The following is a 26,612-nucleotide window of genomic DNA, read 5'->3' as shown; positions in this document are numbered from 1 at the left end:
CGATTCATCCGTGGGACGACGCCCCCATCCAAAAGATTGCTCCAATGCTTACCAGGAGTACAAATGTATACCCTCGAATTCTGGCAACAGCGCGCTTCGGATCTGTACCTGCCATCCCAGGCGCTTATCAGCGGCAAACCCGTCAACGCACAGGATGGTGCCACCTTCGCAGCCATCAACCCCGCCACCAACAACGTAATGGCACAGGTTACCGCCTGCGGCCATGCCGAGGTCGACCTGGCCGTCGCCAGCGCCCGTCGAGCCTTCGAGCAAGGCCCCTGGCCGCGCATGGCGCCGGGCGAGCGCAAGAAAGTGCTGCTGCGCCTGGCCGAGCTGATCATGGCCCATCGTGAAGAACTGGCCTTGCTGGACTCGCTGAACATGGGCAAGCCGGTGATGGACGCCTACACCATCGACGTGCCGGGCTCGGCACATGTGTTCGGCTGGTACGGCGAAGCGCTGGACAAGCTGTACGACCAGGTGGCGCCCACGGCGCCCACGGCGCTGGCCACCATCACCCGCGAAGCCCTCGGCGTGGTCGCGGCCGTGGTGCCGTGGAACTTCCCCCTCGACATGGCCGCGTGGAAGCTAGCCCCGGCGCTGGCTGCCGGTAACAGCGTGGTACTCAAGCCCGCCGAGCAATCACCGTTTTCGGCCCTGCGCCTGGCCCAACTGGCGCTGGAAGCGGGGTTGCCGGAAGGCGTACTGAACGTGGTGCCGGGCCTGGGCGAGCAGGCCGGGCAGGCGCTGGGCCTGCACCCGGATGTGGACTGCCTGGTATTCACCGGCTCCACCCAGGTGGGCAAGTACTTCATGCAGTACTCGGCGCAGTCCAACCTCAAGCAGGTGTGGCTGGAGTGCGGCGGCAAGAGCCCAAACCTGGTGTTCGACAACTGCCAGGACCTGGACCTGGCGGCGGAAAAGGCCGCCTTCGGCATTTTCTTCAACCAGGGCGAGGTGTGTTCGGCCAACTCGCGGCTGTACGTGCAGCGTGCCATCCACGATGAGTTCATCGAGCGCCTGCAGGCCAAGGCTCGCCAGTGGCTGCCCGGTAACCCGCTGGATCCGGCGAGCCGCGCCGGGGCCATTGTCGATGCCGAGCAGACCGGCCGCATCGAGGCCGCCATCGTGCGTGCCGGGCAAGAGGGTGCGCGATTGGTGTGTGGCGGCCGACGCCTGACCGTCGAAGGTTCGGACAACTACATCGAGCCGACCATTTTTGCCGGTGTCGAGGGCCGCATGAGCCTGGCGCGGGAGGAGGTGTTCGGCCCGGTGCTGGCGGTCAGCGCCTTCGACACCGAAGAAGAAGCGGTACGCCTGGCCAACGACAGCATCTATGGCCTGGCAGCCTCGGTGTGGAGTGACGACTTCAACCAGGTGCACCGGGTAGCGCGGGCTTTGAAAGCCGGTACCGTATCGGTGAACACGGTCGACGCGCTGGATGTGACGGTGCCCTTCGGTGGGGGCAAGCAGTCGGGGTTTGGCCGCGATCTGTCACTGCATTCGTTCGACAAGTATTCGCAGCTCAAGACCACCTGGTACCAGTTGCGCGGCTGATGTCCTGATCATGGCCCACGTCGCCTGCGTCGCGGTACAAAGCCTTGCACGATCGTCTGTAAACGTGTTGCCGGCCCGGCAGAACGCTCACATGCACTCTACACTGCTGCAGACATCAGCCAAGGCAATGTGCCGCACATGGAGTACCTGGGATGGGCTGCGTGTCGACGGGGCGTGTCGTTGGCAATAGAGGACGTGGTATTTCACTGCAGTGGCTGGTGGCGCTGGCCATCGTGCTGGGCATGCTGCTGCTCGGCGCTGCCCTGGCCTGGCAGGGGTACCGCGGTATTCGCCAAACCCTTGTGGCTGCTGCTGGCGATGCCGCCCAGCAGGTTGCCAAGACGATCGACGAGCGCGCCAGGCGCCTGATTGAGCCTGCGCAAAGCAGCATTCGCCTGCTTGCCCACAACCCGACTGTGCACACCCAGGCACAGCGCCTGGATCGGCTGCCACAGCTGGTGGAAATGCTGGACGCCAACCGCATGCTCAGCGCCGCCTATCTGGGTTACCCCAGCGGCGAGTTCCTGCTGGTGCGTCGCCTGCATGACCCGCAGCTGATGCAGCGTTTCGCCGCTCCACCGGGCACGGCATTTCTGGTGCAGAGCGTCAGCCATGGCGAGGGCGCCAAGGTGCAGGGCGAGTGGCGTTTTTATGATCGGGCGCTGAACCTGTTGCAGGCCCAGGCCAAACCTGACTATCGCTACGATCCACGCCTGCGCCCCTGGTTCGCTGAAGCCACGGTACAACCCTCTACGGTGCTGACTCGCCCTTATGTGTTCTTCACCACCCGCGAGGTCGGCTTGACCATGGCCCAACGTAGCGTCGACGGTGGCGCCGTGATCGGCCTGGATGTCTCGGTCAACGACTTGGCCAGCGAGACTCAGGACCTGCGCATGACCCCGGGTACCGAGATCGTGGTGGTCGATGACCAGGGCAACGTTGTGGCCTATCCGGACCCGCAGCGGGCAATCGTGCACGAAGGGCAAGGCGTGCGCCTGTCGCGTGTCGCCGAGCTGGGCGCTCCCAGCCTGGCGCGGCTATACGCTGACCTGCCCAAGGGCAACCAGCCTCAGCCTTATCAGGTGGATGGCCAGACCTGGTATGGCATTCGTGTGCATCTGACCACCCTGGCCGGGCACGACTTGTACGTGCTGATTGCCGTACCCGGCCACGAGTTACTGGTGGGGGCGCGCAAAGTCTTGTACGAGCAGTTGCTCTGGACCGTGGCGCTGATGGCCGTACTGCTGGTGCTCGGCGGTGTGCTTGGCCGGCGCATTGGCCGCCCGCTGCGGCTGTTGCGCGAGCAGGTTCAAGGCTTGGCCAGCTTTGATTTCAGCCGTGAGGTGGGCGTGCACTCGCGGGTTTCCGAGGTGCGTGAACTGAGCCGCGTGCTGAGCCGCATGTCCGGTACCATTCGCCACTTTCAGGCGATTACCCTTACGCTCAGCCGTGAGCGAAACCTGGAGCGCATGCTCGACGGCGTGCTGAACCATCTGGTAGAAGCTGCCGGGGGCGACGCCGGCGGGGTTTACCTGTATGACGCTGAACAGGCTTTGCTGCGCCTGGCCGCCTCGTGCCGCGGTGAACACTACCCAAGCGAGCTGGCAGTGGATGAGGGCGCCCGGCAGCACTTGGCTGTAACAGTGACCCAGGCCCTCGGCCTGCATGAGCGCAGTCTGGCCGTGGTGCTGAATGACCGTAGCCAGGCACTGTTGGGCATCCTGGTCCTGCAAATGGACGAAGAGCAGGCGCAGGAGCGGGTGGGCGAGGCATTCCGGCGCTTTGTCGAGGAATTGTCCGGAGTGGCTGCGGTGGCTATCGAAACCCGCCAGTTGGTCGAAGCCCAGCAACGCCTGCTGGACGCCATGATCAAGCTGCTGGCAGACGCCATCGATGCCAAGAGCCCCTATACCGGTGGCCACTGCGAGCGGGTGCCTCAGCTGGCGCAGATGCTGCTGGATCAGGCAGTGGCAGCCGACAGCGGCCCGTTCGCCAGCTTCAGCATGACCGAGGCAGAACGGTACGAGTTCCGTGTGGCAGCGTGGCTGCACGATTGTGGCAAGGTCACCAGCCCCGAGTACGTGGTGGACAAGGCGACCAAGCTGGAGACCCTGTACAACCGCATCCACGAAGTCCGCATGCGTTTCGAAGTGCTGTGGCGCGATGCGGAGCTGGCCTACTGGCAAGGCCTGGCCAGTGGCGCCGACCAGCAGGTGCTGAAAGCCGCACTGCAGCGAAGCCAGGCCGAGCTGCAGGACGACTTCGCTTTCGTCGCCCAGGCCAACATTGGCGGCGAGTTCATGCAGGACACCGATATCCAGCGCTTGCAGGTGATCGGCAAGCGCCGCTGGCTGCGCCATTTCGATAACCGCCTGGGCATCTCCCGTGACGAGGCGGAACGCCTTGTCGGCGTGCCGCAGCCTGAACTACCGACAGAGGAGCCATTGTTGGCCGACCGCCCCGAGCACTGCGTGCCCTGGGGCACCCGCACGCCGCCGGTGGTCAAGGACGACCCGCGTAATATCTGGGGGTTCGACATGCACCTGCCAGGCCACGCCAGCAACTACGGCGAGTTGTACAACCTGTCGATCCGCCGTGGCACGCTGACTGACGAAGAACGCTTCAAGATCAACGAACACATCGTGCAGACCATCATCATGCTCAGTGCGCTGCCGCTCCCGCGCCACCTCAAGCGGGTACCCGACATCGCCGGCAACCACCACGAAAAGATGAACGGCAGCGGCTATCCGCGCCGCCTGGGCGGGCAGGACCTGGGCATTGCCGAGCGGGTGATGGCGATTGCCGACATCTTCGAAGCACTGACGGCAGCAGACCGGCCTTACAAACCCCCGAAGACGCTGTCCGAATCGGTGAAAATCCTGGTGGCCATGGCCCGCGAGGGGCACGTCGACGGGCAACTGCTGCAACTGTTCCTCAGCAGCGGGGTATACCGCCAATATGCCGAGCGTTTCCTGCGCACCGAGCAGATCGACGAGGTGGATGTGGTCTACTGGCTGGCGCAGATTCAGGAGCGCAGCGCAGCGAGACCAGTGAGCTGAGGGACGACAGCGCTGAAAAATCAGACCGCGTGGCGCTCGATTCAAGCGCCACGGCCTTTCCCGGCGTCCTCCTGCAGAGCGCCGACCACCCGGGTATTGGGGGTCAGCTCACTCATACCCCTGCACCCCGGCAATGTGCCGCCCGGCGACATAGCCAAAGGTCAGCGCCGGCCCCAGGTTGATGCCGCCCGACGGGTACCAGCCACCAAACACGCTGGCCATGTCGGTACCTGCTGCATACAGGCCTGCAATCGGTTGCCCCGCCTCATCCAGTACACGGGCATTGCCGTCGGTGCGCAACCCGGCAAAGGTGCCAAAACAGCCGGGCTTTACTTTCACCGCATAGAACGGCCCGTGCTCGATGGGCGCCACGCAAGGGTTAGGGCCCTTGTGCTGTGGGTCACCCTGCTTGCGGTTGAACGGCGTGGAACCGCGGCCAAACGCCGGGTCCTGGCCGTTACGGGCATGGTTATTGAAGTCAGTGACCGTGGCGCGCAGCCCGGACGGGTCAATGCCGCAGGCCTGGGCGAGCTGCTCGAGCGTGGCGCCGCGTTTCAGGTAGCCGTTGCGCACATGCGGCCCTACCGGCAGCGGTGCCGGGCGGGCATGCCCCAGGCCATAGCGGCGCAAGAAGCGATGATCGCAAACCAGCCACGAGCACACCTCCTGGCCCTGCGGCACTGCAGCGACCATGGCCGACACATAGTCGTAATAGCCATGCGCTTCGTTGACGAAACGCTTGCCGTTGGCCAGCACACCGATAACGCCCGGTTTGCCGCGCTCGATAATGTGCGGGAAGTGGCCGACGCTGCCGTCGCGATACGGCACCTGTGAAACCGGTGCCCAGGCCACCGGCGACTTCAGGTCGGTGGCAACCACACCGCCGGCGGATTCGCCCAGGCGCAGGCCATCGCCAGAACACCCCTTGGGCGGCAGCGCCAGGTTGTCGTGGCCGCTGGCATCGCGCGGGAACAGTTGCTGGCGCCGGGCGTTGTCATTGGGGAAACCACCTGCCGCCAGCACCACGGCCTTGGCGCGGATCAGCTGCTCGCCCTGTGGCGTCGCGACCCACGCCCCGCGTACCTGGCCACCCTCGATCAGCAGGCGTTTGGCCGGCGCCGACGCTTGCAGGTGCACACCCAGGTCCTGTGCTGATTTAGCCAGGCGCGCCACCAGTGCCACACCGTTGACCAGGTGCATGGCCCGACCATGGCGGGCCAGGTGGTACAGGTGGCGGCCAAAGCGCTTGCACACGTGCAGCAGGGCTTTGGGCGAGCGGGTCATGTTGAGGAAGGCGGCAAGGTCGGCACCGGCCATGATCGGCATGCCCATGAACGAAGTTTCGCGCATGGTCTTGCGCAAGCGTGGCAGCAGGGCGCCAACCTCGCGGGCATCGTAGGGCGCGGCGATCACCTGGTGGCCGCCAAGGGCTGCCCCCGGCGTATCGCCATGCATGTCCGGGATGCCGTTGCCGTCGGCAAACTGCAACGCCGTGTACTTCTCGAAAAACGCCACCATGTGCGGGCACGCCTCAAGGAAGGCATCGACGCGCTCGGCATTGTAGTTTGCCCCCAGCTCATGGCGCAGATAAGTCCGCGGCTGCTCGATGTCTTCCTCGATGCCGGCCCTGCGCGCCAGCGGGTTGCGTGGCACCCAGGCCCAGCCGCCGGACCAGGCGGTGGCACCGCCAAACACCGGTTCTTTCTCCGCCACGATCACCTTCTGCCCATGCCAGGCAGCCGTGACGGCCGCCGCCAGCCCGGCGGCGCCAGAACCTATGACCAGTACATCGCATTCGGTTTCGAGAGGAGCGGAAGGCATTGCGGGTTTCCTGTGCTTTTATTAGAACAATGTTCCACATTCTTATCAGCAGCGGGTGGTCCTGCAAGGTCAGGTTGGTCATGTCAGGCAAGAACTGGGCGATCATCGGACATTCGGGGTGGCCCGAGCTGCGCTGGCTAGCGACGATGTGGAATCATCTTCTAGAATTCGCAAAAAAATCAGGGACCTGTGACATGGCTGGTAGTCAGATCGAACGCGCCTTCAGTCTTGTAGAAAGCCTTACCGGTGAACCCCAAGGGCTGCCGTTACAAACCCTGGCCGAGCGCCTGGACATTCCCAAAAGCGCTGCCCACCGCATGCTCACGGAGCTGGTGCGGCTGGGCTACGTGCGCCAGAACCGGGAAAACAGCCGCTATCAGCTGTCGGCCAAGCTGGTAGCGCTGGGCTTTCGTTACCTCGCCAGCAACGGTGCCGACATCATCCAGCCGATTCTTGACCGCCTGGCCCAGGACAGCGGTGAGCTGGTGCGCCTTGGGGTGATCGACGGTGCCCGGCAAACCTGGATCGCCAAGTCTCAGGGGGCCCGCTCCGGGCTGCGCTACGACCCGGATATGGGGCGCGACGCGCCGCTGTTCTATACCGCCTCCGGGCATGCCTGGCTGGCCAGCCTGGACGATGAGCAGGCGCTGCAGATGGTGTTGCGCCAAGGTATTGCCGACCCCGAACAGTTCGGCCCGAATGCGCCACGCTCCACCGACGAGCTGCTCGCCTACCTGCACCGCGCCCGCGAGCGTGGGTATGCCTGGGTCGAGGAGACCTCCGCCATCGGCACCTCAGCCCTGGCCGCAGTGGTACGCCGCCCGCAAAGTGACGAGGTGATCGGCGTGCTGAGCATCGCCGGGCCCAGCGCGCGGCTGGCACAAAGCCGCCTTACCGCGCTGGCACCGCTATTGCTGTCGGCGGCAGAAGAGCTGTCGGCGGCCAGCCCCGCCAGCGAGCTGTTTGCCTGAGAGGATATTCCGGTCGATTACCGCACAGTCTGTTGCGCCCGTTCTTCTGAAAAGCTGAACTTGGTTCTAAATTGTCGAGTATAAATTTTGGAACCCGGTTTCAGAATTTCATAACAACAATGACAAGAGGACAGGCTGTTGAACGCACCCCTTCGTATTGCCTTGATTGGCGCCGGCATTATGGGCCGGCAGCATTACCAGCACTTGCGCAATGTGCCGCAAGCCCAACTGTGTGCGGTGGCCGACCCCGGCCCGCAGGCCGAGGCCTTCGCTGCCGAGTGCGGTGTGCCCTGCTTTGCCGACCACCGGCAAATGTTGGCGCATGCGCGCCCCGAGGCAGTGATCGTCGCCAACCCCAACAACCTGCATGTCGCCACCGCCCTGGATTGTGTCGAGGCCGGGGTGCCGGTGCTGGTGGAAAAACCGGTGGGCGTGAACCTGGATGAAGTGCGTGCTCTGGTGGAAGCCTCACGCCGCCGAGGTGTGCCGGTGCTTGTAGGGCACCATCGCCGACACAATCCGCTGATCGCCAAGGCGCACCAGGTGATCAACGAAGGCAAGCTGGGCCGTTTGATCAACGTCACCGCGCTGTGGCAGCTGCAAAAGCCCGACAGCTATTTCGAAACGCCCTGGCGCCGCGAGCCAGGGGCCGGTTTCTTGCTGACCAACCTGATCCACGACCTTGACCTGTTGCGTTACCTGTGCGGCGAGGTGGTGCAGGTGCAGGCCTTCACCCGCAACGATGTCCGCGGTTTTGCCAACGAAGACAGCGCCGCGGTGCTGCTGCAGTTTGCCAACGGTGCCCTGGGCAGCCTGACCGGGTCCGACGCGGTGGCTGCACCGTGGAGCTGGGAGCTGGACGCTGGCGAAAGCCCTGTGTACCCGCGCCAGGATGGCCAGCCGTGCTATCTGCTGGCCGGTACCCAAGGAGCACTGAGCATTCCCCAGCTCAAGCGCTGGCATTACGCCGAGGTAGGCTCGGGCTGGCATACGCCCCTGTTGCAAAGCTCGGAGAGCATCCCCGCCGGCGAGGCATTGACCCTGCAATTGCAGCATTTTGTGCGGGTTGCCCGGGGTGAACAGGCGCCGCTGATCGACGCTGCCGACGGGGGGCGCACACTGGCGCTGATCGAAGCGATAAGGCAGGCAGCCCAAAGCGGTCGAGCTTGCGCGCCCGAGCACATTGGCTGATACAACCTTACTATTGCGGGTGATGATAAATGACTGATCGAATTTTTTCCCTCGCGGCCCTGACGGTGCTCGAGCTGTCTCCGCCGGACATGGTCGAGGCCGCCGCCCGAGCGGGTTACAGCCATGTCGGCCTACGGCTGGTGCCAGCCACCGAACAGGAGCGGCATTTCCCGTTGGTCGCCGATGCCGAACTGCGTCGGCAAACCCAGGCGCGCTTGCGCGACACGGGTATCAAGGTGCTCGACCTGGAGATCCTGCGTCTTGAACCGGCCACCTGTGTGGCCGATTTCGAAGCGATCCTGGCGGTGGGCGCCGGGTTGGGTGGCACTGAATTGCTGGTAGCGGGCAACGACCCCGACGAAGCGCGCCTGACCGAACGCTTTGCCGCATTGTGCGAGCTGGCGGCGCAATACGGCATTCACCCTCACCTGGAGTTCATGCCCTGGACCGACGTACGTGACCTGCGCCAGGCCATGCGGGTGGTGGCCAACGCCGACCGCGCCAATGGCTGCGTGCTGGTGGATGCCTTCCACTTCAACCGCTCCGGCTCTTCGCTGGACGACCTGGCGCAGCTGGCGCCGCAGCGCATGCGCTATGCCCAACTGTGTGACGTTGCTGGTCCGGTACCGGCCGACATGGACGAGATCCTGCGCCAGGCGCGTAACGAGCGACGCTTCCCGGGTGATGGCGATGCTGACCTGGTTGGCCTGTTGCGCGCCTTGCCGCCGAGCGTGCCGCTGAGCCTGGAAATCCCCACGCGGCAATTGCTGGAGCAGGGCATCAGCGGCGAACAGCGCGCGCGCATGGCGCTGGAGAAAGCCAAGGCGGTGTTGGCCGCGGTCTGATCGAGCGAACGTGGCGCCTGTCACCGGCTGCGTCACGTTCGTGAGTGAACCCGCTCCCACACCGAACATTGCCTTGTCGTTGTTTGCTTCTCAAGAAATACCAGGCCAAAAAAAAGGGCCCGCAAGGGCCCCGTAGAGGTAAGTAGCTAGCGCTCTCAGGCGCTCTCGACCTTGCGCGGTGCCATGAAATACATCCACACCAGCGCCAGGAAGTACATGGCGGGGATCATGGTAAACAGCACGGCATAGTTGTTGTTGGTAGCGGTCAGCACGCTGCCGACAATCTGCGTCATGAACATCCCGCCAATTGCCGCACACATGCTGCCGAAGCCGAATACGGTGCTCACCAGATGCTTGGGTGTGTAGTCCATCACCAGGCTCCAGATATTCGCCGTCCATGCCTGATGCGCACCTACCGCGATCGAGATGGCCGCCACCGCGACCCACAGTCCACTGGCGTTGGCGGCAAAGATGACGCTGAGCATGGTGCAGGCAAAGATCAGCATGGACACCAGCCGCGCTGTCGTGGCACGCACGCCACGGCCGATCAGCCACGACGACAGAATGCCACCCCCGATGCTGCCGAAGTCTGCCGTCAGCCAGATGATGATCAACGGGATACCCATCTGGGTCACGTTGATGCCCAGGCTGTATTGCTGGTTCAGGAACGGCGGCAGCCAGTACAGGTAGAACCAGAACACCGGTGCGGTAATCGCATAGGCCACTGCAAAAGCCCAGGTGCCACGCAGGCGCAGGATCCGGCTGAATGGCACGCGGGTTGGCTCGGGCTCGTCATCCTGCTGGATGTACTGCACCTCGCTCTGACGCACGCGGGGGTGGTCTTCAGGGTTGTAGTACTTCAGCACCCAAAACACGACCCACACCAGGCCCAGGCTGCCCATTGCGATGAACGCAGCCTGCCAGCCCCACACAGCCAGGATCAGCGGCAACAGCGCGGGGGTGACCATGGCACCAACGTTGGTACCGGCGTTGAACAGCCCCGTTGCAATCGCCCGTTCACCCGCCGGGAACCACAGGCGCACGGTCTTGACGCAGGCCGGGTAGTTGGCGGCCTCGGTCAGGCCGAGGATGAAGCGGCAGACCATGAAACCTGCCGCCGAGGTGGCCAGGCCGTGGGCACCCGTGGCCAGGCTCCACAGCAGTACAGCGAAGAAGAAGGCCCGTTTGACCCCGACCTTGTCGATCAGTCGGCCTTGCAGCAGAAAGCCGATGGCATAGCCGACCTGGAACCAGAAATTGATGTTGGCGTAGTCCATCGCCGTCCAGCTCATTTCCTTGGCCAGCACGGGCTGCATGATGCCGAGGGCGGCGCGGTCGATGTAGTTCAGGGTGGTGGCGAAGAACACCAGGGCCAGCATGCCCCAACGGGTCTTGCCGACGCCGAAGGCGCCGCGGAGCTTGTCGCCGATCGAGCCCTGGGACATCCGGGGCGCGGCGGGGGGGATCTTGGAGTGGTTCATAGACTGCTCGTTTCTTGAAATTGTATTCAGCTGCGGTGCTACGGGTACGTGACCGTTTCCCAGGCAGGGGGGGCACGCAAGGCCGGTGCATGGTGAGCAGTGAAGACGGCAGCGTCAATTCAAGAGACGGGCTACTGTTCGGTTATCGAACGGTTGCGTTGGCCTGCGGGCGCGGCAGGTATTCACCTCACTGAAGGGTAGAAGGCTTTGGCCCTGGTTGCCTGATGCGCGCAACACCGACATCAATGATGTGCACAGCTCCCGCTCAACGCTCTACCGGCCAGATACCCGAAGGTCATCCCAGGGCCAAGGGTAATGCCGCCGCTCGGGTAGTACCCACCCATCACGCTGTGCATGTCGTTACCCACTGCAAACAACCCGGGTATCGGCTGCCCTGCGTGGTCCAGTACGCGGGCTGAGGCGTCTGTGTCCAGGCCGGCGAAGGTGCCAAGGCTGCCTGGCAGCAGTTTCACCGCATGGAACGGCCCCTTCAGCAACGGCCGAAGCGACGGGTTGGGTGCCTGCTGCGGGTCGCCTTGGGCCCGGTTGTAGGCCGACGCGCCACGTAGAAAGGTAGGGTCTTCACCTTGTGCGGCATGATGGTTGAAGCCCTCCACCGTGCGCTGCAACTGCTCGGCGTCGATCCCGCAGCGCTGCGCCAGTTGCGCCAGGGTAGCGCCGCTGTGCAAATAGCCACTGCGCTGATAGAAGCGGGTAGGGAAGGGAAAGGGCTTGGCCCAACCGATGCCATAGCGCCGTTGCGCAGCATGGTCGCAGATCAGCCAGGCCTCCGGCTGCTCAGCCTGCGGCGTGGCGGCGAACAGCGCGTTCATGAAGTCGTGGTAGCAATCGGCTTCGTTGACGAAGCGCCGACCATCGCGGCGCACGGCGATGAAACCGGGCTTGGCACGGTCGATCAGGTGTGGGAAATGGCCGAAATGGCCATTGCGGCGCGGTACCTGCGATACCGGCGCCCAGGCGCCCCCGTGGGCGCCTGCCGCAGACACCCGCCCACCCGCCTGTTCGCCCAGGCGCAAACCATCACCGCTATTCTCCCTGGGCGCAGCGGAGTAATGCTGGTCACCGTCCGGCGCGTGCGGTATCAGTTGCGAGATACGCTGGCGATCATGTGGGAAGCCACCGCAGGCCAGCACCACACCACGCCGTGCGTAGATCGTTTGGCCATCGGCAAACAGCGCGCCGTTGACCCGTTCTTCGCACAACAACAGACGGCTGGCCGCTTTCTCGGTCAGCAATGTCACGCCACGATCAAGGGCGCTGCGCAGCAGGCGCGCCACCAGCGCGTTGCCATTGACCAGATGCAGGCCGCGACGGTGTAGCAGCAGGTCGCGGCCATGGCGCAACAGGCGCTTGCCAACATGCAGCGCTGCCTTCGGCGAGCGTGTGGCGTTGAAGAAGGCAGCCATGTCGGCACCTCCGGCAATGCCCATGCCGGCCAGGCTGACGATGTCCAGCGGTGGGCGTAACGTGTGCAGCCAAGGCCCTAGCCGTCGCCCGTCGTAAGGTAATGCACACAGCGAGCGACCACCGCGTGCACTGCCATCGCCTTCACGCATGTCGGGCATACGGCTGCCGCACTGGAACTGCACGGCAGTGTGTTGCTGGAAGAACGCCACCATTTCCGGACCATGGCGCAGGAAGGCGCGTTGACGCGGGTCCAGTTCGCGGGTGTGGGTTTGCGCACACAAATAGCGCTCCGGGGCATCGTCGGCTTCGACGATGCCTTCGGCGATGGCCAGAGGGTTGCGCGGTATCCACAACCAGCCCCCCGACCAGGCACTGGTGCCGCCCAGCTGGCTGGCTTTTTCCGCGACGACCACTGTCAGGCCATGATGCGCGGCGGTTACGGCGGCAGCCAGGCCAGAGGCGCCGGAGCCGATGACGAGTACGTCACATTCAAGGGGGGGCATGGAAGGGGTCCGCTCGGCTGTTGGAAGAGGTGGCGTGTGGCTTACTGCAGCGGTGAGAAACCGGTCGGGCGCAGCAGCCGCGATTGCAGGCGCAGTACCGCGCCCAGCTCGCGGTTGCGTCGCGAGAATTCCGCCCAGCGTGAGTCTGCCGCCATGGCTGCGCGGCGCGCCATGCGGTCGTCGAGGCTGGCATAGCCCCAGATGTGTACCACTTGGTTGACGTCGCCGAACTCGCTGGTGAAAAAGCCCACCAGGTTGCCCAGGTGTTCGCTCTGCACCTCGAGTGCGTGGCTTTGGTACAGGGCCAGCCAGTCGGCCATTTTCAATGGGTCGAGGGTGTAGGTTCTCAGTTCGTAGTACATGCCGGTTTCTCCGTAGGGGTAGCCGACGCCTGCAGGCGCGCGGTGATGTGGTTGGCAGCAAGCCAGCCGAAGGTGAGGGCAGGGCCCAGGGTGATGCCGGGGCCGGGGTAGGTGCCCTTCATCAGTGAGTTCATGTCGTTACCGACCGCATACAGCCCGGGAATGGGCAAACCGCTGCGGTTCAGCACGTTGGCATCGGCGTTGGTCACCAGGCCACGGGCTGAACCGAGGTCGCCGGTGTGAATGCGGATGGCATAGAACGGCCCCTTGGTCAGGGGTGCCAAGCATGGGTTGGGCGTATGTTGCGGGTCGCCCATGTAGCGGTTGTAACTGTTGCCGCCTTTGCCAAATGCGCGGTCGATGCCATTGCTGGCATCGCTGTTGAACTGTGCAAGTGTTTGCGCAAACACCTGTGGATCGACGCCGATGGCCAGGGCCAGTGCCTGCGATGTGGTGGCCCGATACAGGTAGCCTGCGTCGATCAACGCCTGGTTGTTGACGGGCTTGGGCCGCGCCAGGCCAAGCCCGTACCGGTTCATTGCTTCGGCATCGCAGACCAGCCAGCAGCTGGCAATGCCTTTGGCGAACATGGTGTGCACGAAGTGGTGGTAGGAGTCGGACTCGTTGACGAAGCGCCGCCCGGCTTGGTCTACCGCAATCACGCCGGGCTTGGCGCGGTCTGTGACCAGGTGCGGGAAGCGCTCACGTTCACCATCGGCATGACGTAGTTCGGAAACCGGTGCCCAGAAAAAGTTGGCCGCCAGGCTCTCGCCCTCGGCTGCTGCCACGGCCTGGGCAAGGCGCAGGGCGGCTCCGTCGTTGGCCGGTGGTGACATGGTCAGGTGCGGCGCCTTTTGAGCAGGGCGGTAGCCGGCGGCCATTGCGCCTGCTGCGAATCCGCCCATGGCGCACACCACGCCACCACGGGCCATTACCCGCTCACGGCGGCCCTCGCGCTGTACGACCACGCCCGTGATCACGCCGTGCTCGGCGATCAGCTCCACGGCTTCGCTGCGCAACCACAACTGCGTGCCGTGGGCGAAGGCGCTGGTGGCCAGGCGGGCGATCAATGCGTTGCCGGTGGTAAGCCGGGTGCCGCGTGGGTGCTGCAGGCGGTCGCGCGCGTAACGCGCCATCAGCTTCAGGCAATGCCACAGCGACTTGGGTGAGCGGCGAATGCTGAGGAAATGCTGGATATCCACCCGGTTGACCATCATGCCGCCGAACAGCAGCATGCCGGGCGGTGGCATCTGCAGGTCCTTGAAGCGTGTGCCCAGGTGCTTGCCGTCGTATTCGACCATTTCCAGCGCCCGGCCGAACTGAGTGGCGCCGGGTGCATCCGGGTAATAGTCGGGCGAGAGTGGGCGCAGGGCATAACGCAGTTCGGTGTTCTGCTCCAGCCAGCGCAGCGCTTGGTGGCCATGCTCGATGAAGGCATCGCCCAAGGCGGGATCGTAGCCGTCGCCGATGACCTGCTTGAGGTAGGTGCGCATTGCCTCGGGGGAGTCCTTGGCGCCGGCGTCACGGGCTTGGTCGGTGCCGTACAGCCACACCGCGCCGCCAGAAATCGCCGAGGTGCCGCCAAAGCGTTCGGCCTTTTCCACCACCAGCACCTTCAGCCCGCGGCGGGCCGCGGTGGCGGCAGCGGCAAAACCACCGGCACCGCTGCCCAGCACAACCAGGTCGAAGCTGTTGTGTGTGTGCTCCAGAGTCGTCATGGCTTCAGATCTCCAACGGTGTGACGCCCATGAAGGCGCCAAGGTGGCCCAGTTGGGCGAAGGCCATTTCCGGGCCAGTCTGGATCCTGCAACCTACTTGCCGCGCGCGGTTCAGCAGCGGGGTTATCTCGGGTGAGGTGACCACGTCGGCGACCAGGGTGTATGGCAGCAGGGTAGCCAGCAGGGCGGCGGACAGCGGCAGCTCTGCGCGGGTGCCCATGCCGACTGGGGACGCGTTGGCCACCAGGTCGAAGTCTTCCAGCCCATTGAACTGTGTGCTGACCGTGAGCCCGGGGAAGCCGTTGCCGAGCAGTTCGCATACAGCACCCATGCGTGCTGTGCTGGGGTCGCTGAGGGTAATGCTGGCGATCCCTGCCTCAGCCAGTGCATAGGCAATGGCACTGCCAACACCGCCGCAACCGATCACCAGTGCCCGTTTGCCCGCCGGCTTGAAGCCATGCTTGTGCGCAGCGCCGAGGAAGCCGGCGCCGTCCACGTTGTCGCCCAGCAAGCGTCCGTCGCGCTCGCGGCGTATCACATTGACCGAACCCAGGGCAGCTGCGCGCTCGCTCAGGCCGTCCACGCGGTTGGCCAGCGCCTGCTTGTAAGGCACGGTGACCACGCAACCGCGCAGGTTCTGCCAGCCACGCAGGGTATCCGCAAAGCTGTCCAGCGCCGCCTCGTGCAGGTCGAAGGGCAGCATGGCGAGGTTGCAGTTGTTGTGGTTGAACCAGGTGTTGAAGTTTTCCGGAGACTTCACCTGGGCGATGGGCGAACCGACGATGGCGACCAGTTCAGTGGAACCTCGAATCATGCTGACCTCCTTATTGGCGTTGTTATGGAGGCAAGGGTGAGGCAGAGGGGCGTGGGCAACAATGCGCCAAGCGGCCACTTAATGCGATAATCGCAGTCATGATCCGGTTATCGCAGTAATCGGCTGTTTTTGTGCCTCTGATAGCGAGTCGAATGCATGAACCCACCCGCCATCCATCCCCGTGATCTGATCGCAGGCTTGCAGAAAGGCCTGGCGCTGATGCAACTGTTCAGCGCCGAGCAGCCGCGTCTGAGTGTGCCGCAGGCGGCCAGGTTATCTGGCCTTACGCCCAGTGCGGTGCGGCGGTTTCTGCTGACCTTGGTGCATGAGGGCTTTGCCGAAACTGACAGCCGTGAGTACTGGCTGACCCCCAAGGCCTTGCGTATCGGCCAGGCTTATGTGGACTCGGCGCAACTGCCGCGCATGCTGCGGCCGATTGTTGAACAGGTGGCGCGCCAGACCCAGGAGCACGTATCGGTGGGTACCCGCGATGGCGATGAGATCATCCATCTGGTGCGTAGCCGGTATAGCCATGTGGCGTCTTTGTCGATCAGGCCGGGCTCGCGGGTACCCATGTATTGCACGGCCGGCGGGCGGGTCTGGCTGGCCTGGCTGGATGAGGGGGAGCGGGACGAATACTTTGCCCGTCAGCCGCTGCGGGCGTTGACGCCTTACACACTGACAGACCGGGCGCAGCTGGACGCTGAGCTGTTGCGCGTGAAGGGGCAGGGGTTCTGTATCGTTGATCAGGAATATGAAATCGGTATGCGGGTGCTGGGGGTGCCATTGCTGGGACGGGCCGGTCAGTTGAAAGCGACGCTGACCATCACGACTCATGCATCGCGGTTGAGTATTGATGAGATACGGTTGCGGTATTTACCGACCCTGTATGAGGCACAGGCGTTGCTTCGGCCAGTGCTGGATTGACGCAGACAGGGCGCAGTTTGCGGGCTGGCGCCATGGATGTGAGAACGGGTCACCCGGAAAGGTGGCTTCGCTCGCCTTTTGGGCCGCTGGACGGCCCAAACCTGTTGACTGACAGGCTTCAGCATCCGGCTCGGTGGCCGATAGTGGATTTCAATCAATGAGCCAACCCTGGTCCCCCTCGATCAAGGTCCCTCCATGACTGGTAGTGTCACCCTCCCTTGCTGCGGGCTGGCCCTCGATGATCGTGCAAGCAGCGCCGGTTTCGATAACGGCGCCACAACTGATGCGATCGCCCACACGAGCGACGGCCTTGCCATCCACAAATGTTGCATTTGCGCCGGTTTCCACAGTGCCTTCGCCATGGAGCGGGCAGCTATGACGATGGCCTACCAGTACGATGGGTTTCATTTGCGCTTCCTTTTGCCGGGTTGAACGGGGGCTTCTTCGAAGGCCGCTGGTGGCGGTGGCGCTGCTCGGACGTTGAACAGGCGGCAGATGCCATACCAGCAGAGGGCGACGGAGAGGTTGTAGGGAAACAGCACGGCCCAGAACGGCAATTGCCAGTTCTTTTTGCCCTGCATTTCACCGGGCTCGCCGGTTCGCCAGGGGGCATAGTGGCGCCAGGCTTCTGCCGGGGTCAGGCAGATGGCGTGCAGTGGCTTGTGCCACCAGTTGGGTTCACCGGGCGGGGGAAGTTTGTCCGGGCCGTGGTCCATGAAGTGGCGGAGGTATTCCCACACTTCGGCCACATGCTTGACGCCGGGTTCGGTGGGTTCGTTACTGTCGACCCAGAGGCAGTCTTTTTTGTGGAGGCTACCGTCCTTCCTAGGCGGGGCAAAGGCAAGTGCATAGCTAGTGCTGAAGGATGAACCACCGAACTCTGTGCGCTTAAATACCCCTCCTTTGATATTGGCCCAATCGAATAAGATAAGTTTTTTGTTGCGTTGATATAGGATTTTTCCAGTTGCGCGATTGAGGTAGATGTTTGACAGATTTTTTATGAAGAATATCCTGTAGGCGATGAATGGTGTAAATATTAGTGGTGCAACAATGTATTGTGCGAGTGAGTGAAGGTCCGCTAGTGCCGACTTTCTAAAATCCGCATCTATGATGTCCGGGTAGATATAGGCTGCTAACCCTAATGTCATGGCGGTATATAGTTTTCCCATGAATACGGAGTCGGATACCCATGGGTTCACGAGGGATAAGTGATGTTTATTTATGGTTGATAGTTGGCTTGAGATATGTGGAGTGAACTGAGAGCGTGCCGAGGGTGTAAAAATCCATGAAATGGCCATTATCGTTCCCCAAGTTTGAAAATCTGGGAGGAACCTGCTTGTTCATCTAAGCCTAGATTTGGCAGATATTTGATGTTCAGTTTAATATGGCGGTGGTTTGGAATTTGATTCTTGAAGTGGAGTATCAGTCCGCCCCTAATTTCATAGCAGTCTGGTGTGGCTGGGAATACAGATATGCCATTGTTCTCGAGTTGGCTACTAAGGCTGGCTTGCCATTCGCTCTGGCCCAATAGAAATCCCCGTAGGAGGACTGTAAATTCAGCAGTGGGGGGGATGCTAGAAACTTGATTGTGTGTGATGGCAGTCCAGTTCGGAGTAGTCCATGTGTTTAAGTCAGTCCATTTGCTGTCCAGATGCCCTAGATCAAAAAGTTTTGTTTCTTTTTTTGAAAGCAGCGAAGGTGAGTAAAATACCTGATGCCAAGCGTTGATTTCGTCTTTAATGTTGACGAAGGTTGGAAGTTTCTTGTCGGCATCTAAAATTATTTCTGGTCGGCTTTCGCCGTCATTGAGACGGTTCCCAAAAACACTTCGACTGGCCCATAGCTCTATAGGGTTGTGAAGGTGTTCGGTGGCTTTCGCATGGAGGTAGATGCCTCCAGCTATGATCGCAGCACCTAATAGGACTACTGCAGCTGCAGTCCACCCTGCAAAAGGGATAAGTGTTGTGGCGCCTGCAATAGCTAATCCACCTTCTAATACCAAGACAGAGCCTATTGCGACCGCGCCCCCGCCATAGAAAGTTAAATCAGAAGCGGCAGTATTGCCGTGCATCTTCTGCCTTTGGGATTTTTTATAGTCAGAGGCGAATCCTAGGAAAATAGCCGGGTAGCCGGACAACCTTGCGAACAAATTGCTTCCTAGGAGCTTGGTTAGACCGTTACCAAAGGCCATGCCCGGCGCTGTGGCACTTAATCTCAGCATGACGGCCTTATGCGTTGCCCGCACGCTGACCAATGTCGCCGCCGCTGCCCCGATCACCCCGAAAACAGATGAAGCGAACCCCAGGGTATATTCCGGTGCATCGCTCTTCTGCAGGCTGTTGTAGGCCGTCTTGAGCGATAAGATGTTGAACCAAAGCATCCCCGCGTTTAAACCGCCACCACCGCCGGAAGTGAGCAACCCAAGGAAGTTGGGTTTCACGCGCGCAGTGGTGGTCAGCTCGATGGACACCGTGCGGCTTCCTGATATGCGCAACGCTTTCATCTCTTCAACCTGCGCCATGCCGTTCTTCAAATACCGCTGCACCTCCTGGCTAAATGGATTTTCCGTAATGGCCTGCTCGGTGATTCGATAGCGCGCCGCCAGCAACCCCAGCGCTTTCTCGGCATTGGCCTCACGCGCTGCCAGCAACACTTGCTGGCGCAGGCCATGGCTGGCATCCCAACGGGTCTGGCCACGCAGGCGCTTGAGCACCACGGCATTGACCGACTGGGCGGTGAGGTCGGTGATGTCCGCCATGGCCGGGAAGCGACCGGCCAGTCCTTCGATCACGTTGTCGCTGGCGCCGAACATGGAGCCGATCGAATCGGCTTTATCCTTGAATGGGTTGAACGGCGCCAAGGCGGTGTAAAGCGGGCTGTCGTGCTGGTCCAGCCATTGCTCCAGGCGTTTGAAACGCCGGTCATGATCTTCGGTGCCGGGTGTCGGCTGGCCCATCGGGTGAATCAGCAACGCCAGTGAGATTTCCAGACCGCGGGCGGAGGTGCGTTCGTCGCGGTCGTAACAGGCCAGTGCCGCAGCCAGGCTGTAGGGATTATCAATGTGTTGGGATTCGGCCGTCGCCAGCCAGGCGTCGTGATCGTTGCTGGCTTGCAAGGCCAGGTTGCGCAGGGCAGCAATCCGCCGTTCCAGCGCGTCGCGTTCGGCGAGGAAGCGCCGGTATTTGTCGACATCGAGGCGCTGTGCCAGGCGCGCGCCATTGGGGGAGTAATCTTCATGGGTGAGGGCCTGGAAATGGGACTCGGCCGGCGACAGGGCAGGCCCCCGGCGTGACGTGCCCAGCCTGAACGCGGCCAGTTCCGGTGAAGGTGCATCCGCCGGGTACAGGCTTTCCAGCGTCTTGTTCAGCAGCATGGCGACCAGGTTGCGATGGTGAAAGTCCCGGCTCTGCGGGCTGAGCTGTTCGGCATCCAGCCGGTAGCATGCCGGCACGCGCTCCTGCTCGGGAGGTTGGGCGGGTTTCGTGTGCTCCAGTTGCTCGGCCGGCATCAGGTCACGCAGTTGATGCTGGTAGGCCGAGACCGACAGGCTCAGGTCCAGGGCCATGCCTTCGGCGTCGGCGAGCGCCACCACCACTGGCACTTTCGGCTGGGTCCAGGGGTAGTGGCGGGCGATGGCATTGAGGTTGCCGATGGGCAAGGTTTCGGTGACCGGGTCGCTGCTCCAGGTCAGCGGCATGCGCCGCTCGGTTGGCTTGAAGTCTTCGACCCAGGTTTGCAGGGCACTGACTGGCAACACATGGGTCTGGGTGGACGGCGCCGGGTTGCCGCTCACCAGCTCAGCCATGTCCAGCTGGCGCATGTGCCGTTTGCGCAGGGCTGCCGAACCGGTGATACGGGCGGTGATGGCGTTGGTCCACAGGTGCGGGCTGTAGCCGATCCACACTTCCTTGGCGGTGTCCTGGCAGGTGTCGGCCCACACCCAGCCGGTGCTCTGGCCGGACAGGTAGCGCTCACGGCGGTGGTAGTCCTCCAGCCCTTGGTAGCGCAGCTCCTTGTAGAGGCCCGCGCCGACGTGCTCATGAATGACCAGCTTTTCGCCCTGAGGGCCTTTCATGAACACGTAGACATAGCCTGGGCGCACAGCGCGGAGGGTGTAGGCCGAGTGCTGCAGCGGGGCGAAGCCTTGTTCCAGGTTGAAGCCTGCATCGGCATAGCGGCAGGCGGGGGCGTCGCCGGTGCGGGGTACGATGGCGTAGCGCACCGGTAGGATGGGCACGCGTGCGCTGCAGGCAGGGCCGGAGGTGGCGCTGCTGACGGAGGCATTGGTCATGCGAGCTCCTTGCTCAGAGAGACAGTCTTTTCGAACCAGAGACGCACTGCGGCAACTTTCAGTACTGACAAGACTGAAATGCCGTTATTCATACTGTGCTGGATTTCAGGCCCGACTCTATGCTGTAAGAAGTTTCCTACTTACTTGCTAAGATGCGCGGGCGATCAAGTATCTGGAATTCAAGTGAAAGACAATGCCTCGATCGCTGCTTTTGGGTCGAGGCTGAAAGTGTAAGATTTTATTTGAATGTATATGTATTGTGTTTGCGCAATATCGTGTGAAAAGTTGCAGTGTTTTTGTAGGAAGTTTCGTACTTTGAGATTGTTATATGTTCAGTTTTTGCACTTGGCCATCACTACCTGGCAAGTCCTGGGCGTGCCTCCCGAGCGGCTGGCATAACGCACGCAGTTATTCAGGGATTTCTGTCGCGCAATGCTCAATGTATTGCCCCAGGCCAGGCCGCCTTCCCCGGTAGTGGGGACGGCCTTGGCAAAGCAGTTGGAGCCCACTGCAGGCGTGGCGTAGCGTGCCTTGCTGGCGTTGCTGGAGCAGCCGGCGAGAGCCAGGCTGAGGCCGAGCAGGGTGGCCAGGGCCCAGTACGCGTTTGGTCTGCTCATGTATTCCCCTTCTGCGCTTGGCAGCAAATGCCTTGCAGGATATTTCATTACAGCGAAGCGGTGAACTATCAGGGCGTCAAGGGGCTCCTTTGCTAAGCGCACCCCGCGCTTACCTGATGGCGCAAGACCATCAGCCCTGGGTCACTGAATGAAAAGGAGGCACCGTGACCGCACCTGATCAAACCCTTTACCGCTGTACGCCCAGCCCGCTGCATGCCTTGCTGCTGGCGGGCAGTGTACCGTTGTTCCTTGGCGCGCTGCTGAGCGATATCGCCTACTACAACAGCTACCAGATTCAGTGGAGCAACTTCGCCGCCTGGCTGATCGCCGGTGCCTTGGTGTTCTGTGGGCTGGCTCTGTTGTTCGCGCTGGCCAACCTGATCCGCGCCGAGCGCAAGGGCGGGCGCGCTACGCTGTACTTCGTGCTGCTGCTGGTGACTTGGGGGCTTGGGCTGATCAATGCCTTTGAGCATGCCAAGGACGCCTGGGCGGTGATGCCTTCTGGGTTGGTGTTGTCGGTCATCGTGACAGTGCTCGCGGTGGTGTCCGCCTGGACCGGTTTGAGCAACCTGCGTTCAGGAGGTGTGGCATGAAGCCTTTGCATGCATTTAGCCTGTTGGGCGTGGCGCTATTGCTGAGTGCCTGTGGTGGCGACGGCGAGCCGACCCAGGCCCATGGCCCGGACCCGAAGCTGCCGGAGCCTCAGCGCGGCTTGCTGCCGAGCATGAAGATTGCGCAACCGGCTGCCTGGGGCGAACTGAAACCGACCGTGCCGGAGGGCTTCAGTGTCACCGCCATTGCCACCGGCCTGAAAATCCCGCGCCAGAGCCTGGTGCTGCCCAATGGCGACATTCTGGTGGCTGAGGGCCGGGGAGGCAGCGCGGCCAAGCTCAAGCCCAAGGATGTAATCGCCAGCCAGATCAAGGCCAAGGGCAATACCCAGGTCAAGGGTGGCAACCGCCTGACCTTGCTGCGCGATGCTGATGGCGATGGCAACTACGAGGTACAGGCCGTGTTTGCGGATAACCTCAACGCACCGTACGGCCTGGCCTATGCCAACGGCAAGCTGTATGTAGCCAACCAGGATGCGCTGGTGCGCTTTGACTACAAGGAAGGCCAGACCCAGGCCGACGGCTCGCCAACCAAGGTCACCGACCTGCCGGCCGAAATCAACCACCATTGGACCAAGGCGCTGACCATCAGCCCGGATGGCCGCTTCTTGTATGTGGGTATCGGCTCGAACAGCAATATCACCGAGCGCGGCCTGGAGGTGGAGATCGATCGGGCCATGGTCTGGCAGGTCGATGCCGAGACCGGCGCACACCGGCCCTATGCCACCGGCTTGCGTAACCCGACAGCATTGACCATCCAGCCGCAGACCGGGCAGTTGTGGACGGTGGTCAACGAGCGGGATGAGCTGGGCCCCGACCTGGTGCCGGACTACCTCACTTCGGTACGTGAAGGGGGCTTCTATGGTTGGCCTTACAGCTACTGGGGGCAGCATGTGGATGAGCGGGTGCGGCCACAGAACCCGGACAAGGTGGCGGCGGCGATCAAGCCGGATTACAGCCTGGGTTCGCATGTGGCTGCACTGGGTGTGGATTTCTCGACCCCGGCAATGGGCGAGCGCTTTGCCGACGGTGTATTCGTGGGCGAGCACGGCAGCTGGAACCGGCCCAACCCGGTGGGGTACAAGGTGATTTTCGTGCCGTTCAGCAATGGCAAGCCTGCTGGGGAGCCGATCGACTTCGCCACGGGCTTTCGCGGTGAGGATGGCAAGACCCGTGGGCGACCGGTTGGGGTGACGGTGGACCCGCGTGGGGCGTTGATCATTGCCGATGACCTGGCGAATACGGTGTGGCGGGTGACGCGTAATCGCTGAATGCTATCTGAACACATCGTCAAAGCTTGCTGGCGATGGGCCGCAGAGCGGCCCAATTGCTGACTGACAGGCATTGCGCGTGGGTCAGAAGCGGTAGTTGAAGCTGGCTTCCAGTGTGCGCGGTGCCCCTGGGGTGATCAGGTCGACCGAGCCATGTGCCGAGGCATAGTAGTCACGGTCGAACACGTTCTTCAGGCGCAGCGCGGCATCCCACTGCGGCACGCTGTACAGCAGCGCGGCGTCGAAGGTGGTATAGCCTGGCATCACCACCACATTGTCGAGCGCTGTGTAGCGTTCGTCGACGTAGTTGGCTCCGGCGGCCACACGCCACTCTGGTGTCAGGGTACGTACCAGCCAGACGTTGGCGCTGTTGCGCGGCGTCAGGGTAGGGGTCTGGCCTTCGTTCGCCACGCCATTGGTCTTGCTGTTGGACTTGGTGATTTCGGCGTCCAGGTAAGCGTAACCGGCATAGATCTGCCACTTGTCGGTGAGATGCCCGCTGACGGTGGCTTCAAAGCCATCGGTACGCTGTTCGCCAGCCAATACGGTCAGGTTGGGGTTGGCCGGGTCGGCAGTCTTCATGTTGGTGCGCTCAAGGCGGAACACTGCGGCGGTCAGTGACAGGCGGCTGTCGAGCAGGTCCCATTTGGCGCCGATTTCATAGTTGGTGGTTTCTTCCGGCTCCAGGTGCTGGTTGCTCGGGCTCACCGCGAACACTTCGCCCGAAGGCTGATAGCTGCGGCTGACCGACACGTAGTAGGACTGGATGGCGTCTGGCTGGTAGACCAGACCCGCACGCGGGCTCCAGGTCTTGTCGGTACGATCCAGGTCGATGTTTTGCACGCGGTCGTCGTCGTACTCCTGGCCAAAGATGTCATAACGCACACCGACCAATGCCTTCCAGTGCGCGTTCAGCTCGATCATGTCCTGCACGTACAGACCGGTGGTCTGCTGGAAGTTGGTGCCCTTGGACGACAGGTTGGCGGCATGTTCCGGTACCGGCACCAAGGCATCACGGTACACCGGTACCTGGGCCACGTTGGTCTGGCTCAGCACGCGCTGGTACTTGTCCTGAAAGCCTGCTTCCACGCCGTACAACAGGTTGTGCTGCATGCCGGCCAGTTGCGCTTGTTGCTTGAGCTCCGTCTGGTTGAACACACCGTACTCATCGCGGGCGACGTTGCCGCGGTTGAGCTTGATCAGCAGTTCACCGTCGGGCGCGGTGACGAAGCGCGTCGGGCTGCTGTCGGCCAAGGTGTTGTTGCGGTCCAGGTCGTAGCGGTAGTAACGGCTGGTGTTGGTCAGGGTGAAGTTGTCGTTGATGCGGTAGTCCAGGCTGGCTGTAAGCGAGAACACCTCGCTGCGGGCGTAATCCTGGTCCGCATCGCCAGAGCCAAAGCGCTTGTCGCGGTCCACGTCCACCGGGCGGTTGCCCAGGGCCGGGATGCCGAAGTCGATCAGGCGCTTGTCGTACAGGTAGGTGGCGCCCAGGTTCAGTTCCAGGTCGTCCGAGAGACGGAAGTAGGCCGACGGTGCGATGGCCTTGCGGTCGATGTAGCCATCATCGCGGAAGGTGTCGCTGTCTTCGAAGGCACCGGTCACGCGGTAGGCCTGGTTGCTTTGCGGGTCGGCCCAGCCGGTGTCGAACTGGGTTCGGCGTTTGCCTTCGCTGTCGACGTTCATGCCGACTTCACGCTTGGGCGTGAAGCTTGGTTTTTTGCTGATGCTGTTGATCAGCCCGCCCGAGGAACCACGGCCATACAGCACCGCGGCCGGGCCCTTGATCACCTCGACACGCTCGATGTTGGACAGGTCGCGGAAGTACAGGGCGTCGTCACGCACGCCGTCTATGTACATGTCGCCAATGGCGCTGAAGCCACGGATGGTCACCTGATCGCGTTGGCCGTCGCCGTTGGACAGGCCGATGCCGGGCACGTTCTTCAGCACGTCTTCCATGGACTGTGCGCCTTGGTCTTTGATCACGCTTTCGGGAACGACGTTGACGGTTTGCGGGATATCGCGCAGCGGCGCGTCGATCTTCATGGCGCTGCGGCTTTCACCGGCCTTGTAGCTTTGCTGCTCATAGACGCTGGTGACGGCGGTGGCGGGCAGGGCGAGGCTACTTTGTGTATCGGTTTGGGCGGCAGCGTGGACAGCAGGCACAACGAGCAGGCCCAGCATGGATATGGATGCTGGGGCAACAGACCTTTTTGCCATTACAGGCGACTCTTTGTTGTTATCGGGGTCACGAATAGTAATGATTTGCAAATGTAAAGCAAGTGTAAAGAATTCGTATTAGCTATAACAGTGATCCCTGCGACGAAATGTGTCGCCAACCGGGAGGGCCGGCAAGGCGGCCGGTAATGGCTATGCTTGTTAGCGCGTGAGCCTTTCACGCGCCTATTCGGACTTGATCACAGGGAAGCACGCCTATGAACCCCATTCGTACTCTCGCTCGTGCTGTAGCCCTTGCCACGCTGGCCTCTGCTGCCAGCTTCACGGTACAGGCTGCCGGTATCCCCATCGGGAGCGAGGCGCTGGAAAGCCATGTCACCACACAGGTAACGGCTATCGACCTGGCCACCCGACAAGTCACGGTGAAAGGCCCTGACGAGAAGAAGGATGTGACGTTCCAGCTGACCGAAAAGGCCAAAGCGCTGCCCAACCTGAAAGTCGGTGACCAAGTCGACATCTACGTGACACGCGCCGTGGCCTATGTGCTCAATCCGGAAGTGGGTGGGGCGCCGAAAGCGACTGAAGAGTCCGGTACCATTCGTGCAACCGAGCAAAACCCTAACCCGGGCGGCGAGGCGTTCCGCCAGGTCAAGGTTACCTCTCAGATCAAGAAGATCGACCTCAACACGCATGAGGTGAGCTTGTTGCCACCGGAGGGCAAGCTTCAGGTGGTCAAGGTCGAGAATCCAGACCTGCAGAAACGCATGAAGAACCTCAAGGTTGGCCAGACGGTTGACGCGATCTACACCGAAGTACTGCGCGTCGAAACCTCGCGCTGACCTCAGCCGTTGCTGACCTCGGTTACTCGCCTACGATCGGCCGTTTGCGGTCCGGGCAGGCTGGTGCCGGGGAGCGGGCCTCAGTAGCCGGCGGCTTCGATCAAGGCCTGGGGCTCTGCACGTTAGGGGTA

General features: G+C 62.4%; 20 protein-coding genes. 9 read left to right on the top strand and 11 right to left on the bottom strand.

The window, feature by feature from the left end:
* The first annotated feature begins 63 nt into the window (after nucleotides 1–63).
* Together ACZ889_RS21110 and ACZ889_RS21105 are read left to right on the top strand one after the other, a co-directional pair.
* Nucleotides 64–1,557, top strand: a complete 1,494-nt coding sequence (locus tag ACZ889_RS21110) for an aldehyde dehydrogenase (RefSeq protein ID WP_476257779.1) — start codon at nucleotides 64–66, stop codon at nucleotides 1,555–1,557.
* Nucleotides 1,558–1,709: 152 nt separating this feature from the next.
* The gene (locus ACZ889_RS21105) at nucleotides 1,710–4,616 is read left to right on the top strand and encodes an HD domain-containing phosphohydrolase (RefSeq protein ID WP_180689793.1); all 2,907 of its coding nucleotides are present in this window, start codon (nucleotides 1,710–1,712) and stop codon (nucleotides 4,614–4,616) included.
* Between the two features lie 108 nt (nucleotides 4,617–4,724).
* Here ACZ889_RS21105 and ACZ889_RS21100 read toward each other — a convergent pair whose 3' ends face one another.
* Nucleotides 4,725–6,437 (bottom strand): FAD-dependent oxidoreductase, encoded by a 1,713-nt coding sequence (locus ACZ889_RS21100; protein WP_003250851.1) that lies wholly within the window; start codon nucleotides 6,435–6,437, stop codon nucleotides 4,725–4,727.
* Between the two features lie 194 nt (nucleotides 6,438–6,631).
* On the opposite strand from ACZ889_RS21100, the gene ACZ889_RS21095 reads away from it, so the two are divergent.
* The 3 genes from ACZ889_RS21095 (at nucleotide 6,632) to ACZ889_RS21085 (ending at nucleotide 9,444) form a co-directional block, all read left to right on the top strand.
* Nucleotides 6,632–7,408 (top strand): IclR family transcriptional regulator, encoded by a 777-nt coding sequence (locus ACZ889_RS21095; RefSeq protein WP_012052805.1) that lies wholly within the window; start codon nucleotides 6,632–6,634, stop codon nucleotides 7,406–7,408.
* A gap of 138 nt (nucleotides 7,409–7,546) precedes the next feature.
* The gene (locus ACZ889_RS21090) at nucleotides 7,547–8,599 is read left to right on the top strand and encodes a Gfo/Idh/MocA family protein (protein WP_476257778.1); all 1,053 of its coding nucleotides are present in this window, start codon (nucleotides 7,547–7,549) and stop codon (nucleotides 8,597–8,599) included.
* A 29-nt stretch (nucleotides 8,600–8,628) separates the two neighbouring features.
* Nucleotides 8,629–9,444: a sugar phosphate isomerase/epimerase family protein gene (locus tag ACZ889_RS21085; RefSeq protein ID WP_180689795.1), complete on the top strand. Its 816-nt coding sequence runs from the start codon at nucleotides 8,629–8,631 to the stop codon at nucleotides 9,442–9,444.
* Nucleotides 9,445–9,599: 155 nt separating this feature from the next.
* On the opposite strand, the gene ACZ889_RS21080 is transcribed toward ACZ889_RS21085, so the two are convergent.
* From ACZ889_RS21080 to ACZ889_RS21060, 5 genes are all read right to left on the bottom strand, one after another.
* Complete coding sequence (locus tag ACZ889_RS21080; RefSeq protein ID WP_012052802.1) at nucleotides 9,600–10,925, bottom strand: MFS transporter; 1,326 nt, start codon at nucleotides 10,923–10,925, stop codon at nucleotides 9,600–9,602.
* A gap of 242 nt (nucleotides 10,926–11,167) precedes the next feature.
* Nucleotides 11,168–12,856, bottom strand: a complete 1,689-nt coding sequence (locus tag ACZ889_RS21075) for an FAD-dependent oxidoreductase (protein ID WP_180689796.1) — start codon at nucleotides 12,854–12,856, stop codon at nucleotides 11,168–11,170.
* A 41-nt stretch (nucleotides 12,857–12,897) separates the two neighbouring features.
* Nucleotides 12,898–13,218 carry an NIPSNAP family protein gene (locus tag ACZ889_RS21070; RefSeq protein WP_003250862.1) on the bottom strand — a complete coding sequence of 107 codons (321 nt, stop codon included), beginning with the start codon at nucleotides 13,216–13,218 and terminating at the stop codon, nucleotides 12,898–12,900.
* Nucleotides 13,203–14,936, bottom strand: coding sequence for an FAD-dependent oxidoreductase (locus ACZ889_RS21065; RefSeq protein ID WP_180689797.1), 1,734 nt, complete (start codon nucleotides 14,934–14,936; stop codon nucleotides 13,203–13,205). The genes ACZ889_RS21070 and ACZ889_RS21065 overlap by 16 nt, the downstream gene beginning before the upstream one ends.
* Before the next feature lie 4 nt (nucleotides 14,937–14,940).
* Nucleotides 14,941–15,750, bottom strand: a complete 810-nt coding sequence (locus ACZ889_RS21060) for a shikimate dehydrogenase family protein (RefSeq protein ID WP_476257777.1) — start codon at nucleotides 15,748–15,750, stop codon at nucleotides 14,941–14,943.
* A 156-nt stretch (nucleotides 15,751–15,906) separates the two neighbouring features.
* On the opposite strand from ACZ889_RS21060, the gene ACZ889_RS21055 reads away from it, so the two are divergent.
* On the top strand, nucleotides 15,907–16,677 hold the full coding sequence (locus ACZ889_RS21055; protein WP_121783661.1) for an IclR family transcriptional regulator: 771 nt from the start codon (nucleotides 15,907–15,909) through the stop codon (nucleotides 16,675–16,677).
* A gap of 150 nt (nucleotides 16,678–16,827) precedes the next feature.
* Here the strand turns inward: ACZ889_RS21055 and ACZ889_RS21050 are convergent, their stop codons facing one another.
* The 4 genes from ACZ889_RS21050 to ACZ889_RS21035 all read right to left on the bottom strand — a co-directional run bounded on the left by ACZ889_RS21050 (nucleotide 16,828) and on the right by ACZ889_RS21035 (nucleotide 21,585).
* A complete protein-coding gene (locus ACZ889_RS21050; protein ID WP_476257776.1) occupies nucleotides 16,828–17,085 on the bottom strand; it encodes a PAAR domain-containing protein in 258 nt (85 codons plus the stop codon).
* Nucleotides 17,082–17,975 (bottom strand): DUF6708 domain-containing protein, encoded by an 894-nt coding sequence (locus ACZ889_RS21045; protein ID WP_476257775.1) that lies wholly within the window; start codon nucleotides 17,973–17,975, stop codon nucleotides 17,082–17,084. Before ACZ889_RS21045 ends, ACZ889_RS21050 begins: the two co-directional genes overlap by 4 nt.
* On the bottom strand, nucleotides 17,975–20,968 hold the full coding sequence (locus ACZ889_RS21040; protein WP_476257774.1) for a T6SS effector BTH_I2691 family protein: 2,994 nt from the start codon (nucleotides 20,966–20,968) through the stop codon (nucleotides 17,975–17,977). Before ACZ889_RS21040 ends, ACZ889_RS21045 begins: the two co-directional genes overlap by 1 nt.
* Before the next feature lie 332 nt (nucleotides 20,969–21,300).
* Complete coding sequence (locus ACZ889_RS21035; protein ID WP_003247660.1) at nucleotides 21,301–21,585, bottom strand: hypothetical protein; 285 nt, start codon at nucleotides 21,583–21,585, stop codon at nucleotides 21,301–21,303.
* A gap of 164 nt (nucleotides 21,586–21,749) precedes the next feature.
* Here ACZ889_RS21035 and ACZ889_RS21030 point away from each other — a divergent pair, with 164 nt between their 5' ends.
* Nucleotides 21,750–22,178: a DUF2231 domain-containing protein gene (locus ACZ889_RS21030; RefSeq protein WP_476257773.1), complete on the top strand. Its 429-nt coding sequence runs from the start codon at nucleotides 21,750–21,752 to the stop codon at nucleotides 22,176–22,178.
* Complete coding sequence (locus ACZ889_RS21025; RefSeq protein WP_476257772.1) at nucleotides 22,175–23,467, top strand: PQQ-dependent sugar dehydrogenase; 1,293 nt, start codon at nucleotides 22,175–22,177, stop codon at nucleotides 23,465–23,467. The genes ACZ889_RS21030 and ACZ889_RS21025 overlap by 4 nt, the downstream gene beginning before the upstream one ends.
* 84 nt (nucleotides 23,468–23,551) lie before the next feature.
* On the opposite strand, the gene ACZ889_RS21020 is transcribed toward ACZ889_RS21025, so the two are convergent.
* Nucleotides 23,552–25,684 carry a TonB-dependent receptor gene (locus ACZ889_RS21020; RefSeq protein WP_401224005.1) on the bottom strand — a complete coding sequence of 711 codons (2,133 nt, stop codon included), beginning with the start codon at nucleotides 25,682–25,684 and terminating at the stop codon, nucleotides 23,552–23,554.
* Nucleotides 25,685–25,899: 215 nt separating this feature from the next.
* On the opposite strand from ACZ889_RS21020, the gene ACZ889_RS21015 reads away from it, so the two are divergent.
* A complete protein-coding gene (locus ACZ889_RS21015; RefSeq protein ID WP_014861624.1) occupies nucleotides 25,900–26,481 on the top strand; it encodes a hypothetical protein in 582 nt (193 codons plus the stop codon).
* Nucleotides 26,482–26,612: the final 131 nt, after the last annotated feature.

It is taken from the genome of Pseudomonas sp. TE3895 (assembly GCF_056278855.1).
The sequence above is the reverse complement of the archived record's forward strand: the minus strand, read 5'-3'. Positions and strand labels throughout refer to the sequence as shown.

What these genes read in the sequence shown, in the direction of transcription:
- ACZ889_RS21015 (WP_014861624.1), top strand. Translation starts at nt 25,900, where the DNA reads ATGAACCCCATTCGTACTCTCGCTCGTGCTGTAGCCCTTGCCACGCTG.
- ACZ889_RS21055 (WP_121783661.1), top strand. Translation starts at nt 15,907, where the DNA reads ATGAACCCACCCGCCATCCATCCCCGTGATCTGATCGCAGGCTTGCAG.
- ACZ889_RS21100 (WP_003250851.1), bottom strand. Translation starts at nt 6,437, where the DNA reads ATGCCTTCCGCTCCTCTCGAAACCGAATGCGATGTACTGGTCATAGGT.
- ACZ889_RS21040 (WP_476257774.1), bottom strand. Translation starts at nt 20,968, where the DNA reads ATGACCAATGCCTCCGTCAGCAGCGCCACCTCCGGCCCTGCCTGCAGC.
- ACZ889_RS21095 (WP_012052805.1), top strand. Translation starts at nt 6,632, where the DNA reads ATGGCTGGTAGTCAGATCGAACGCGCCTTCAGTCTTGTAGAAAGCCTT.
- ACZ889_RS21060 (WP_476257777.1), bottom strand. Translation starts at nt 15,750, where the DNA reads ATGATTCGAGGTTCCACTGAACTGGTCGCCATCGTCGGTTCGCCCATC.
- ACZ889_RS21070 (WP_003250862.1), bottom strand. Translation starts at nt 13,218, where the DNA reads ATGTACTACGAACTGAGAACCTACACCCTCGACCCATTGAAAATGGCC.
- ACZ889_RS21050 (WP_476257776.1), bottom strand. Translation starts at nt 17,085, where the DNA reads ATGAAACCCATCGTACTGGTAGGCCATCGTCATAGCTGCCCGCTCCAT.
- ACZ889_RS21025 (WP_476257772.1), top strand. Translation starts at nt 22,175, where the DNA reads ATGAAGCCTTTGCATGCATTTAGCCTGTTGGGCGTGGCGCTATTGCTG.
- ACZ889_RS21105 (WP_180689793.1), top strand. Translation starts at nt 1,710, where the DNA reads ATGGGCTGCGTGTCGACGGGGCGTGTCGTTGGCAATAGAGGACGTGGT.
- ACZ889_RS21080 (WP_012052802.1), bottom strand. Translation starts at nt 10,925, where the DNA reads ATGAACCACTCCAAGATCCCCCCCGCCGCGCCCCGGATGTCCCAGGGC.
- ACZ889_RS21045 (WP_476257775.1), bottom strand. Translation starts at nt 17,975, where the DNA reads ATGGCCATTTCATGGATTTTTACACCCTCGGCACGCTCTCAGTTCACT.
- ACZ889_RS21110 (WP_476257779.1), top strand. Translation starts at nt 64, where the DNA reads ATGTATACCCTCGAATTCTGGCAACAGCGCGCTTCGGATCTGTACCTG.
- ACZ889_RS21020 (WP_401224005.1), bottom strand. Translation starts at nt 25,684, where the DNA reads ATGGCAAAAAGGTCTGTTGCCCCAGCATCCATATCCATGCTGGGCCTG.
- ACZ889_RS21085 (WP_180689795.1), top strand. Translation starts at nt 8,629, where the DNA reads ATGACTGATCGAATTTTTTCCCTCGCGGCCCTGACGGTGCTCGAGCTG.
- ACZ889_RS21075 (WP_180689796.1), bottom strand. Translation starts at nt 12,856, where the DNA reads ATGCCCCCCCTTGAATGTGACGTACTCGTCATCGGCTCCGGCGCCTCT.
- ACZ889_RS21035 (WP_003247660.1), bottom strand. Translation starts at nt 21,585, where the DNA reads ATGAGCAGACCAAACGCGTACTGGGCCCTGGCCACCCTGCTCGGCCTC.
- ACZ889_RS21065 (WP_180689797.1), bottom strand. Translation starts at nt 14,936, where the DNA reads ATGACGACTCTGGAGCACACACACAACAGCTTCGACCTGGTTGTGCTG.